At 39.7% G+C, this 12,662-nt stretch carries 13 protein-coding genes; 8 read left to right on the top strand and 5 right to left on the bottom strand.

Annotated elements, in window-relative coordinates; genetic code table 11:
* Positions 1-207: 207 nt before the first annotated feature.
* Both ADA56_RS04980 and ADA56_RS04975 read left to right on the top strand, forming a co-directional pair.
* Positions 208-594 carry a YgiW/YdeI family stress tolerance OB fold protein gene (locus tag ADA56_RS04980; protein ID WP_049369624.1) on the top strand — a complete coding sequence of 129 codons (387 nt, stop codon included), beginning with the start codon at positions 208-210 and terminating at the stop codon, positions 592-594.
* 57 nt (positions 595-651) lie between these two features.
* Complete coding sequence (locus ADA56_RS04975) at positions 652-1,215, top strand: hypothetical protein (protein WP_049369623.1); 564 nt, start codon at positions 652-654, stop codon at positions 1,213-1,215.
* Between the two features lie 101 nt (positions 1,216-1,316).
* Here the strand turns inward: ADA56_RS04975 and ligA are convergent, their stop codons facing one another.
* Together ligA and zipA are read right to left on the bottom strand one after the other, a co-directional pair.
* Positions 1,317-3,320, bottom strand: coding sequence for an NAD-dependent DNA ligase LigA (ligA, locus tag ADA56_RS04970; protein ID WP_192829120.1), 2,004 nt, complete (start codon positions 3,318-3,320; stop codon positions 1,317-1,319).
* 82 nt (positions 3,321-3,402) lie between these two features.
* Positions 3,403-4,443 (bottom strand): cell division protein ZipA, encoded by a 1,041-nt coding sequence (gene zipA / locus ADA56_RS04965; RefSeq protein WP_049369621.1) that lies wholly within the window; start codon positions 4,441-4,443, stop codon positions 3,403-3,405.
* A 170-nt stretch (positions 4,444-4,613) separates the two neighbouring features.
* On the opposite strand from zipA, the gene cysZ reads away from it, so the two are divergent.
* From cysZ to ADA56_RS04940, 5 genes are all read left to right on the top strand, one after another.
* Positions 4,614-5,459 carry a sulfate transporter CysZ gene (cysZ, locus tag ADA56_RS04960; RefSeq protein WP_049369619.1) on the top strand — a complete coding sequence of 282 codons (846 nt, stop codon included), beginning with the start codon at positions 4,614-4,616 and terminating at the stop codon, positions 5,457-5,459.
* A gap of 100 nt (positions 5,460-5,559) precedes the next feature.
* Entirely contained in the window at positions 5,560-6,510 is a 951-nt protein-coding gene (gene cysK, locus ADA56_RS04955; protein WP_049369616.1) for a cysteine synthase A, read from the top strand.
* Between the two features lie 183 nt (positions 6,511-6,693).
* Complete coding sequence (locus ADA56_RS04950) at positions 6,694-7,467, top strand: amino acid ABC transporter substrate-binding protein (RefSeq protein ID WP_049369613.1); 774 nt, start codon at positions 6,694-6,696, stop codon at positions 7,465-7,467.
* Positions 7,451-8,167, top strand: coding sequence for an amino acid ABC transporter permease (locus ADA56_RS04945; RefSeq protein WP_005697396.1), 717 nt, complete (start codon positions 7,451-7,453; stop codon positions 8,165-8,167). Before ADA56_RS04950 ends, ADA56_RS04945 begins: the two co-directional genes overlap by 17 nt.
* 9 nt (positions 8,168-8,176) lie before the next feature.
* Positions 8,177-8,947, top strand: a complete 771-nt coding sequence (locus tag ADA56_RS04940; RefSeq protein WP_049369611.1) for an amino acid ABC transporter ATP-binding protein — start codon at positions 8,177-8,179, stop codon at positions 8,945-8,947.
* Positions 8,948-9,019: 72 nt separating this feature from the next.
* On the opposite strand, the gene ADA56_RS04935 is transcribed toward ADA56_RS04940, so the two are convergent.
* On the bottom strand, positions 9,020-9,763 hold the full coding sequence (locus tag ADA56_RS04935) for an MIP/aquaporin family protein (protein WP_049369609.1): 744 nt from the start codon (positions 9,761-9,763) through the stop codon (positions 9,020-9,022).
* Positions 9,764-10,133: 370 nt separating this feature from the next.
* Here ADA56_RS04935 and glpK point away from each other — a divergent pair, with 370 nt between their 5' ends.
* Positions 10,134-11,645, top strand: coding sequence for a glycerol kinase GlpK (glpK, locus tag ADA56_RS04930; protein WP_049369606.1), 1,512 nt, complete (start codon positions 10,134-10,136; stop codon positions 11,643-11,645).
* 75 nt (positions 11,646-11,720) lie between these two features.
* On the opposite strand, the gene ADA56_RS04925 is transcribed toward glpK, so the two are convergent.
* Both ADA56_RS04925 and ADA56_RS04920 read right to left on the bottom strand, forming a co-directional pair.
* Positions 11,721-11,969 (bottom strand): DUF7683 domain-containing protein, encoded by a 249-nt coding sequence (locus ADA56_RS04925; RefSeq protein ID WP_049369604.1) that lies wholly within the window; start codon positions 11,967-11,969, stop codon positions 11,721-11,723.
* A gap of 87 nt (positions 11,970-12,056) precedes the next feature.
* Positions 12,057-12,662 (bottom strand): Imm49 family immunity protein (locus tag ADA56_RS04920; RefSeq protein WP_049369603.1); only part of this gene is annotated, 606 nt, incomplete at its 5' end.

The raw sequence follows: 12,662 nt of genomic DNA, 5'->3' as shown, positions 1-12,662 counted from the left end.
AAAAAATTTTCATTTTTTTACCTCTCTTAATCTTTCCTTAAGATTCTCTTGTTTAAATACACTCATCGAAAGGCAAACAATCCAATCGATAAATAAATCTGAAAAATGTTAATCACTTAAGAAAAGATTAAGATTTGAATGATTTAATACATCTGAAAGCAAAGCTTTCAACTTACTTTATGATTATCTTATTTAGGAGAACAAACTATGAAAAAATTACTTACTGTTGCAGCTATCGCATTATCTTCTGTTGCCGTATATAACACCGCAATAGCACAAGGATTTAATGATGGTCACAAGCACAACCTCCAACAAGGTTTTGTCGATGAAAGTGTTATTGTAAAAACCGTTGATGATGCATTAAATGCCAATGATGACACTCCAGTTCGTTTAGACGGACAAATTGTAAAACAAATTGGTAAAAAGGATTTCTTATTTAAAGACGCAAGTGGAAAAGAAATTCAAATTGAAGTCAGCAAAAAAGCATGGAATGGTGAAACGATAGCACCTCAAGATAACATTCAAATTATCGGTAAAGTCGATAAAGAATGGAATAAAACAGAAGTGGATGTGAAACAAATCATCAAAAAATAAGTAACAAAATGACCGCACTTTTCTTAAGTGCGGTTAAAAATCCCAAAGGAGAAGAAAATGGAAAACGTACAAACAATGTCAGATCTTATGCAGCAAATTCAACAACGAATTGATTCAATAAAAGCCTCTGCCATGCAGCAACAAACAGAAATGAAACAGTCATTAAATGAATGTATTGAGCAAAGTGAAGCCATTCAAAATCAATTAGTTCAAAGCCAACAGCAATTAACATCACAATTGGAATACGGCACGGCAGTATTAATTGAACTGGAACAAGGGTTACAGCTAGATTTCAGTACAGAAATCGCCGAATTTGAACAGTTGTGTCAAAATGAAACCGCCGATACGACAGAATTAACGCAACGATTGGAACAGCATGTACAGGAAAAAATCACGTTCCAATTAAACGAATTAAAAGCCAAAACAGGTATAGCCTTACAAGAGATTGGTCAGGTGACACTCCATGTTAAGCAGTTATTTGGGGCAGAAAAAAGTGCTAAAGTGAAAGGGTTGGCAAAATTAAAACAACGTTTATATAAACGTTTTGGTAAACAGATTATTGCTTCAAAAGAATGCTTGGCAAAACAACTGGAACGCGGAGCCAGTAAATTAAGAGCTTAAAATGTCCGCTATCGTTTATTAAGAAGAAAAGTTAAACCGCACTTAATCTTGAGATGAGATGAAGTGCGGTCATTTTTTTAGTTTTTTTTCGATTGAGACGGTTAAATCTGAACCAAAAATTCTTCTTCCGTTAGAACGGTAACACCTAATTCTTGTGCCTTTGTGAGCTTAGAACCCGCCGCATCACCGGCAATCACAAAATCTGTTTTTGCTGAAACCGATCCACTCACTTTCGCACCCATGTCTTGTAATAAGGCTTTGGCTTCATTACGTCCCATTTGAGTTAAGGTTCCGGTTAACACAACCGTTTTGCCTTTAAAGCGGTTTTCTGTCACTTCTTTGGTTTCCACGGTTTCCCAATGTACGCCTTGAGCGATTAAATCATTCACCACCGCGACATTATGTGGTTCATGCCAAAACGCCAAAATACGATTTGCTACCACCTCTCCCACATCTGGCACTTGCTGTAAGGCCTCTAAATCTGCATTTTGCAAGGCTTCCAGGGTTTTAAAATGATTGGCTAAATTCAATGCTGTAGCTTCTCCCACTTCACGAATCCCTAAGGCGAAAATAAAACGTGCTAACGTCGTATGTTTTGCTTTTTCAAGGCTCGCTAAGGCATTTTCAGCTGATTTTGCGCCCATTCTTTCTAAACGAGTCAATGTGGTTAAATCTAACTTGAATAAATCGGCTGGCGTATGAATTAATTCACGATCCACCAACTGCTCGATTAATTTGCCCCCTACGCCATCAATATCCATGGCCTTGCGAGAAACGAAATGTTTAAGCGCTTCTTTACGCTGTGCTGCACAGAACAAACCGCCTGTACAACGTGCTACCGCTTCGCCTTCAATACGAACAATTGCTGAATCACATACAGGACAAGTCTCAGGGAAAACAATCGGTCTCGCATCTGCTGGGCGACGGTCGTGTAATACGCCAATAATTTGTGGGATCACATCTCCCGCACGACGAATCACTACCGTATCGCCAATGGCAATATCCAAGCGTTCAATTTCATCGCCGTTATGTAATGTGGCATTACTCACCGTGACACCTGCCACGAATACAGGTTCTAATTTGGCAACAGGTGTAATCGCCCCCGTTCTGCCTACTTGGAATTCCACGTCATTTAAGCGAGTTAATTCTTCTTGCGCAGGGAATTTATAAGCAATCGCCCAACGCGGCGCTTTAGAAATAAAACCTAATTTCTCTTGTAACGCAATATCATTGATTTTCAGCACGGTGCCATCAATATCGTAGCCAAGAGAACTGCGTTTATTTTGAATATCACGATAAAAATCCAACACTTCATCTGTGCCGTTACATAAACGGATTTCTGGGTTTACCGGAATCCCAATAGACTTCAGCCATTGCAAACGATCATAATGCGTATTCGGCAAATCTACCCCTTCCGCAATACCAATACCATAAGCATTCAATACCAATGGACGTTTACTCGTAATTTTAGGATCAAGCTGGCGCAACGATCCCGCTGCTGCATTACGTGGGTTAGCAAAAGTTTTCTCACCTTTCTCTAGAGCCTGTTGATTTAAACGCTCAAAGCCTGCGTGTGGCATAAATACTTCACCACGCACTTCTAAACGTGTAGGCGGATTGTCCATTAAAAGCTGCAAAGGAATATTTCGAATCGTACGAATATTGGCAGTAATATCTTCCCCTGTTGTCCCATCACCACGGGTCGCGGCTTGAGTCAGTACGCCATTCACATACAAAATACTCACCGCTAAACCATCTAATTTCGGTTCACAACAAAAAGTAAGCGGGTCAGGTAAACGAATAAGACGATCTTCAATACGTTTTACGAATGCATAAAATTCCTCGTCTGAGAAAGCATTATCCAAAGAAAGCATTGGAATTTCATGACGAATCTGAGCAAAGCCTGACAGCGGTTTTGCGCCCACACGTTGAGTAGGTGAATCTGCCGTAATGAGTTCCGGATAGGCGGCTTCTAAGGCTTTAAGTTGGTGAAATAAACGGTCATATTCTGCATCAGGAATGGTTGGATTATCCAACACGTGATATTCATATTCATAACGACGAAGATCCTGACGTAATGTATCAATTTGTTGCTGAAGGCTCATAATGTTCTCTAACGGTTTACTCATTGAATTAAAATGGGCGAACCATCGGCTCGCCCAAAGTGCGGTTATTTTTTCGTGCGTTTTATGCGATGCGAGATAAGTAATCCTGCTCAGCTACATCATCAAAAATCTCTTGCTGATCAGTCAACACCACGCCACCTAAATCTTCTGCGATGGTTTTCGCTGCGCGAATCATCATACGTAAGTTCGCCAAATTATTACCTGGAGATGGCAACTGCATAAAGAGTACCACACCCATGGTTGAAAACTCGGCCATATTGTAATAATCAAACGTACCGGGTTGTTCAATGTTCGCCACACTAAATAACACTGGGCTTGCCACACTTAAATCAAAGTGGCGGTGATACATTTGACGCTCGCCAAAAATAAAACCGAGGTTTTCTAAAGATTGAGATAATTGTGGACCATAAAATTCACGATTTTGATTTGAAATCACATAAAGTTGAACAAAGCCAGTGGTTTGTTTTGGTTTTTCCACTTCTACTGGTTCGTGATAGTTAAAATGCACGTTCTCATGAGTAGGTTCTTGAGTTGGATTTAATGACATCTCGGCTAATTGCTCACGCAATTCTGGCGAAGAAGAATTCACACCGTCAAAATCATTGCTTTGTGCTTCTAATTCTTCAATTGTCATTTCTGCTACACGCGGTTTTGGTTGTACATTCGTTTCAGGATAAACCACGGGTTCAGGTTGTGGAGCTGGCGCTGGAGCAGGTTGCGTAGTATTCATCTCATAAACCGGCTGATTTGGTAAAGAGATTTTAATATCATCCACGCTTTTTTCTATTTGACGCGCATCCACTTGAGCTCGTTGCTCATCAAAATTAAATTGCTGTTGGTTTGCCGCCTGCGGTGCCACTTTAGGTTGAACATGTTGTTGTACTGGCTGCGCCGCTTGAGCACGATGTGTTAAACGAATATCCGCATTAGGATCAGCAGCTTGCGAAAAAGGATTGACCTCACCGTTTTTAGAAGTGCGGTTAAATGTATTCGCACTTTTAAAATATTTTGATTTCTCACGGCGATTTGACCATAATCCGTGTACCACTAAGGCAATTAAAGCAATTACCCCTAAAATAATCAAAATGGTATTTAAGTCCATTCTTGTTGCTCCTTAACGCAATGATTTTTGCTAATCCTATCACATTTCCACAGGTGAAAAAATAGGAAAGCAAACAAGAGATTAAAAGGGATGAGATGGAATCTTTCTCAAAAAATATTGTCTTTCTGTGACATTTTGTATTTTTTACTTTTCAATTTAAAGGAACAATGATGATCGATCAAAATGAAATAAAATCTGCTTTCAATCATTTCGTAATGGGTTGGCATTTTATTACGCAAAAAGGTCTCCGCCGTTTTGTGATTATGCCGATTTTACTTAACATCGTTCTGCTTACAGGCTTATTCTGGCTATTTGTCTCACAAATCTCCACGATGATTGACTGGGTAATGAGCTTTATTCCTGATTGGTTAAGCTTTTTAAGTGTGATTTTGCTTGTACTGTCTATCGGCTCGATTCTCTTATTTTTCTATTTTGCCTTTACAACGCTTTCAGGCTTTATTGCCGCACCGTTTAATGGATTATTAGCAGAAAAAGTCGAAAAAATGCTGACTGGCGAAGCTGTTAATGATGATGGTTTTGCTGAAATCATGAAAGATGTGCCGCGTATGCTAAATCGTGAATGGCAAAAACTATGGTACAGCTTACCGAAATTTGTAGGCTTGTTCTTATTGAGTTTTATCCCTGTTATCGGACAAACCATTATTCCTGTGCTGACATTCTTATTTACCTGTTGGATGATGGCAATTCAATATTGTGACTATCCGTTTGATAACCACAAGATTTCCTTTGGCATCATGAAAAATGCATTAGGCGAAAGACGCACACAAAGCCTGACATTCGGAGCATTAATCACTCTTTGTACCGCATTACCGATTGTGAATTTAGTCGTTATTCCCGTTGCAGTCTGTGGCGCGACCGTAATGTGGGTCGAAAATTATCGCTCACAGTTAAAATTTGATATGAATTTTGACCGCACTTCGGGTTCAACACAAATTGTGACACGCTCCACAAGTACGGAAATTAAACCTTCGGGAAACAGCATCGTGAATAAATAGCATTTAGTTATAAAATATAGCTATTAACTATTTTTTGAATTTAAAAGCTGGTGTTATAACTATTGCATCAAATAATTCCCAAATATAAAAGGACAGTAAAATGACAATTTATGCAGATAACTCATACTCAATCGGTAATACGCCATTAGTTCGTTTAAAACATTTCGGACACAATGGTAACGTTGTGGTAAAAATTGAAGGTCGTAACCCTAGCTTTAGCGTGAAATGCCGTATTGGTGCCAATATGATTTGGCAAGCAGAAAAAGATGGCATTTTAACGGCGGGTAAAGAAATTGTTGATGCGACCAGTGGTAACACCGGTATCGCTTTAGCCTATGTAGCTGCCGCACGCGGTTATAAAATCACCTTAACCATGCCTGAAACCATGAGCCTTGAACGTAAACGTTTATTACGTGGTTTAGGCGTCAATCTTGTGCTCACTGAAGGCTCAAAAGGGATGAAAGGTGCGATTGCTAAAGCAGAAGAAATTGTGGCATCTAATCCAAATCATTATGTGATTCTAAAACAATTTGAAAACCCGGCTAACCCTGACATTCACCGTCAAACTACTGGTGAAGAAATCTGGAAAGATACTGAAGGTAAAGTCGATGTAGTGGTTGCTGGTGTGGGTACCGGTGGTACAATTACCGGTATTTCTCGTGCGATCAAATTAGATCACGGTAAAAAAATTACCTCTGTGGCAGTTGAACCAACAGAATCACCCGTTATTACCCAAACCCTTGCAGGTCAAGAAGTGAAACCAGGTCCACACAAAATTCAAGGTATCGGTGCGGGTTTCATTCCGAAAAACTTAGATTTATCATTAATTGATCGCGTGGAAACTGTAGATAGCGATACTGCAATTGCGACCGCTCGTCGCTTAATGGCTGAAGAAGGGATTCTTGCGGGTATTTCCTCTGGAGCCGCTGTGGCAGCAGCTGACCGCTTAGCAAAACTACCAGAATTCCAAGATAAATTAATCGTCGCGATCTTACCTTCTGCATCAGAACGTTATTTAAGTACGGCGTTATTCGAAGGTATTGAAGCTTAATCTATTAATTTCATTCATTCTATCTAAGGTCTGTTTTTACAGACCTTTTTTTGTTTATTAATTAAACAATTTTCATTTAATATAACTAAAGGAAATAATTCATAAATAAATAATACTTTTCTTTTCTTTTTCGCTTCTTATAATTCATTTCACTTTCGTTATTTATCTAAAAAAGGAATACTTATGAAAAAATCATTTTTTAGCACCGCACTTTTAGCGACAGGATTAGCCCTTTCTACTTTTGCTAACGCCGGTGAAATTGCTGATCGCGTTGAACAAACTAAAACCTTATTAGTCGGTACTGAAGGTACTTACGCGCCATTTACTTTCCACGACAAAGATGGCAAGTTAACCGGTTTCGATGTGGAAATTATCGAAAAAGTAGCGCAAAAATTAGGTTGGAAAGTCGAATTTAAAGAAACCGCTTGGGACGGTATGTATGCAGGTTTAAATGCAAAACGCTTTGATGTTATTGCTAACCAAACCAACCCAAGCCCAGAACGTTTAAAAAAATATGATTACAGTGCACCTTATAACTACTCTGCTGGCGTAATCGTGACGAAAGCCGATAACGATAGCATTAAATCATTCCCTGATTTAAAAGGTAAAAAATCTGCACAATCTGCAACCAGTAACTGGAGCAAAGATGCACGTGATAATGGCGCAATTATTGTGACCGTTGATAGCTTGGCGCAAAACCTTGAGGCGGTAAAACAAGGTCGTGTTGATGCAACAGTAAACGATAAGCTTGCCGTATTAGATTACTTCAAAAAACAACCTAACTCAGGCTTAAAAATTGCTGTAGAAAGTGATAAAAAAATCCCAACCGGTTTTGCTTTCTTGAAAGGTGAAGAACCGCTTATTGCAAAAGTGAACCAAGCACTTGAAGAACTACGCAAAGACGGAACGTTAAAACAACTTTCAATCAAATGGTTTGGCGATGACATTACTCAATAATTGGTTAGCCAGCCTTCCATTTATGACCGCAGAACGAGCTGATTATGTAATCAGCTCGTTTTGGCCTATGATGGAAGGGGCAATTTTATATACGATCCCCCTTGCGGTCATTTCCTTCTTTTGCGGTTTATTCATTGCAGTTATCGTGGCTGTGATTTGCACATTGCCACATCCCAATTTAATGACCAAAATTCTGCAGGGCATTTGTCGCACCTATATTTCAATTATTCGTGGCACGCCAATGCTGGTGCAGATCTTCATTATCTTCTACGGTTTACCTGAAGTTGGTATCAAGCTAGAACCTTTTCCAACCGCAATTATTGCGTTCTCCATTAACATTGGTGCTTATGCAGCAGAAACGGTGAGGGCCTCCATTCTTGCAATTCCTAAAGGTCAATGGGAAGCCTCTTATGCGATAGGCATGAATTACACTCAAGCTTTCGTGCGTACCATTATGCCGCAAGCTTTACGTATTTCCGTCCCTTCGCTATCAAACACATTCATTAGCACAGTGAAAGATACGTCTCTCGCTTCGCTCGTTTGGATTGCGGAATTATTTCGTGTGGCACAAAACATCACGGCTGAAAACTATGAGTTTATTTTAATTTACAGCGAAGCGGCTCTCATTTATTGGGTATTCTGTTTTGTGCTGTCAATGGGGCAAACCCGCTTAGAAAAACGCCTTTCTCGCCATTTATAAGGACTGGTTATGTTAAAAGTCACGAATATTCAGAAAAGTTTTAATGGCCACCATGTATTAAAAGGCATTGATTTTGAAATTAATAAAGGCGAAGTGGTTGCCATTCTGGGTCCATCAGGTTCAGGCAAAACGACTTTTTTACGCTGTTTAAATTTGCTCGAACGCCCAGAAAAAGGAGTATTAGCATTTACCGATGGAAACTTAACTATTGATTTCAGCAAGAAGATCAGCAAAGCCGATGAACTAAAATTGCGTCGTCGTTCCTCAATGGTGTTCCAACAATACAATCTATTTCCCCACCGCACGGCACTTGAAAATGTGATGGAAGGGATGGTGGTTGTGCAAAAACAACCTAAAGAGATTGCACGTGAAAAAGCCTTGGCATTGTTGGAAAAAGTTGGTTTAAAAGCAAAAGCGGATTTATATCCCTCTCAACTTTCTGGTGGTCAACAGCAACGTGTCGGGATCGCCCGTGCTTTAGCCGTTAAACCCGATATAATCTTGTTAGATGAGCCTACTTCTGCTCTTGACCCTGAACTCGTCGGTGAAGTGTTACAAGCACTCAAAATGCTCGCACAAGAAGGTTGGACAATGATTATCGTCACCCATGAATTGAATTTTGCCAAAGATGTGGCAGATCGCGTGATTCTCATGGAAAATGGTCAGGTAGTTGAACAAAATACCGCGGCTGAATTCTTCAGTCATCCACAGCAAGAACGCACCAAACAATTCTTATTGCAAGCTAAAATGCCAATGGAATTCGAAGATTATTGTATTTAATCAACCCCCTAAATATAAAAAGAGCGGTCAAAAAACATCATGAATTTTGACCGCTCTTTCTATTTGAATAAATTACATAATGGCATTATAGAATACTGTTGCTAAAGCCGCACCGATAAATGGACCTACAACTGGAACCCAACTGTATCCCCAGTCAGCTTTAGTTTTTAATGTCCCCCCCAGGAAAAGACCTAAGGTTAAACGCGGACCAAGATCTCGAGCTGGATTGTTCGCAGAACCGGTTGTTCCACCTAAGCTCAAACCAATTGCCCAAACTAGAATGGCTACTGGTAATGCCCCAATTGAACCTAAACCAATTGGTGTGCTTTCTGCTGTGCCAGGTAAAGTGATATTTGCTCCCGCAAGATAGAAAATCACGAAAACAAGCACGAAGGTACCAACGATTTCGTTTACTAAGTTGATTGGATAGTTACGAATTGCTGGTTCAGTACAGAAACAAGCGCGTTTTAAGCCCTCTTCTTCGGTCGCTGCAAAGTGATCTTTATACATAATGTAAACCAACAATGCACCTACCATGCCCCCCACAACTTGTGCCGCGATGTAGCCTGGTACCAGTTCCCAAGCAAATGCACCTTTCATTGCCACACCAAGTGTTACCGCTGGATTTAAGTGCGCCCCACTGTAAGGGCCTGTCACAACAACGGCCACATACACCGCAAATGCCCACGCGGTAGTAATCACAATCCAACCAGAACTTTGCCCTTTCGTTTTATTTAAACATACGTTGGCTACCACACCGTTACCTAACAGGATTAAGAGTGCTGTGCCAAAAAATTCTGCAAAATAGGCATTCATAAGAGAATCTCCAAATAATGATTAACTTAATGATTTCATTAAAGAAATCTTGCTTTGCAATTCGTTTCGTTGTTTGATCAAATATTGAGATACTCAAAGTGAGTGGCGCCATTATCTAGTTTTAACCAATTAATTCAATAGATGAAATCGATCTATTTTCTAAAAATGCGACAAAGATCACATTATTTTGTGCGTTAACGCAATCGTTTACATATTTTAATAAAAAAATCTGTGATACTTATCACAAAACCAAACATTGCTTATTCCAATTAAGTTCGAATTCAATTAAGTTAGGCGCGCAATTTGTTCGTTTAAGCTCAAAATTTCTTCATTCATTTAACGAGTGCCAAGCACTCTAAGGAATAGAACCATGACAGACAAAAAATACATCATCGCTTTGGACCAAGGTACCACAAGCTCTCGTGCAGTATTATTAGATCACAATGCGAATGTTGTCGAAATCGCCCAACGTGAATTTACACAAATTTATCCACGCGCAGGCTGGGTGGAACATAATCCAATGGAAATTTGGGCAACACAAAGTTCAACATTAAACGAAGTAGTTGCAAAAGCAGGCATTACCTCTGACGAAATCGCGGCAATTGGTATTACTAACCAACGTGAAACCACCATTGTGTGGGAAAAAGAAACCGGCACACCGGTTTATAACGCGATTGTGTGGCAATGTCGTCGTACTGCAGATATTACAGACAAACTTAAAGCGGATGGTCATGAAGAATATATCCGCAACACCACAGGTTTAGTGGTAGACCCCTATTTCTCAGGTACCAAAGTGAAATGGATTTTGGACAATGTAGAAGGCGCGCGCGAAAAAGCGGAACGCGGTGAACTTCTATTTGGTACCGTGGATACCTGGCTTGTATGGAAATTAACCCAAGGCCGTGTTCACGTAACGGATTACACCAACGCATCCCGTACCATGTTATTTAACATCCATACGAAAAAATGGGATGACAAAATGTTGGAATTATTAAATATTCCACGCTCTATGCTACCTGAAGTACGCAATTCATCCGAAGTGTATGGCCAAACCAACATCGGGGGTAAAGGCGGCGTACGTATTCCTGTTGCGGGTATTGCGGGTGACCAACAAGCGGCACTTTACGGCCACCTTTGCACCCGCGCAGGTCAAGCGAAAAATACCTATGGTACAGGCTGCTTTATGTTGCTACACACCGGTGATAAAGCGATTACCTCTAAAAATGGTCTATTAACCACTATCGCTTGTAACGCTAAAGGTGAACCAGAATACGCACTTGAAGGTTCGGTATTTATTGCGGGCGCTTCAATCCAATGGTTACGTGATGAACTCAAAATCGTTCATGACAGCCACGACTCCGAATACTTCGCACAAAAAGTCCCAGATAGCAACGGAGTATATGTCGTACCAGCATTCACTGGTTTAGGCGCGCCTTATTGGGATCCGTATGCCCGTGGGGCAATTTTCGGTCTTTCTCGCGGTTCTAACCGTAACCATATTGTACGCGCAACCCTTGAATCTATCGCTTACCAAACCCGTGACGTATTAGAAGCAATGCAATCTGACTCTGGACAACGCTTACAATATTTACGTGTTGATGGCGGTGCAACCAACAACAACTTCTTAATGCAATTCCAAGCAGATATTTTAGATGTGAATGTTGAACGTCCAGTGGTGAAAGAAGTAACCGCACTTGGTGCAGCTTATCTTGCTGGTCTTGCGGTTGGTTTCTGGAAAGATTTAGACGAGCTTCACGACAAAGCACGTGTAGAACGTACCTTCACACCAGATAACGATGAAGAAAAACGTGAACGTCGTTATAAAGGTTGGAAAAAAGCAGTTAAACGCTCATTAGAATGGGCAAAAGAAGACGCGGAATAATCCCTTATAGCCAATAATAAAGTGCGGTCAAAATCACTTGTGTTTTTGACCGCACTTTTATTTGGTATCTATATCCTATGCTTGATAACAGGCAACATAATATCCAACATCTTTGTTATGATATTCATCTATAATATGTTTACCGCCTAGAGAAATAACTTTTTCCTGAGTCAGAATATATGAAAAAAATGCAAATTCATCATCCTCATCAGGTGAAACTATCTCAATAACTAGATGATCAGGAATTGTTATTTTATAAGAATAAAGCAACTCATCTGTTTCATTACTATATACTTCAATATATCTTCTAACTTTTGGACTCATATCATCTCTAAATATTTAACACTAAGGCTTTATGCAACCAACTCCAATGCTCTACAGAAGTTACTTTCATGATATTCCTTTCCTTGTCTATCGACCAAATAATGAAGCCCAAAATCCTTTTTTATTTTCAACTTTCTTTTGCTTCGCTTCTTCCATTCTTTGTTTGACATAATTTACCCAAACTTGATGGGGCGCATCAAAATCAAATGATTTCATAAAATCATAAGGAATTTTATATTCCGCTAATGGATTTATATCAATCAATTCTTTGGGTGCTATAGGACTATCAATACCCAAATCAAAACCGTGGATTGCTGCGATTTTGGCATACATTAAAACTTGCGGTTGCAAGTAAAAATCAAAATGTAAAAGTGTTCCTTTTGCTGCTCGTTTAGCAAGCTTAAGTTCGAGTAATTTATCTAAAGCTTCTTGCATTCCTTTTATATTTTTATCTGCTAGTGCCACATAAAATTCATGATCGGGAATGCGCTTTAAATCGCTACGGGCTTTTTTCTCATCATTTAAGAACGTGAGTGCGCGCTCTTTTAATAATTGCCAATCGCCACTTAACGCCAATAAAGTGTTCGCATTAAAAAAAGGTCTGATATCAGTTCGTTTATAAGGGACTGAAATATCCACAATTTCATCACGATGTTTAATTAAATAATCAATCAACTTTTGATTATCTGAAAG

This window comes from Parahaemophilus parainfluenzae, assembly GCF_001055095.1.
GTDB classification, from domain to species: domain Bacteria; phylum Pseudomonadota; class Gammaproteobacteria; order Enterobacterales; family Pasteurellaceae; genus Haemophilus_D; species Haemophilus_D parainfluenzae_Z.
This window is presented reverse-complemented; position numbering and strand designations above follow the sequence as displayed.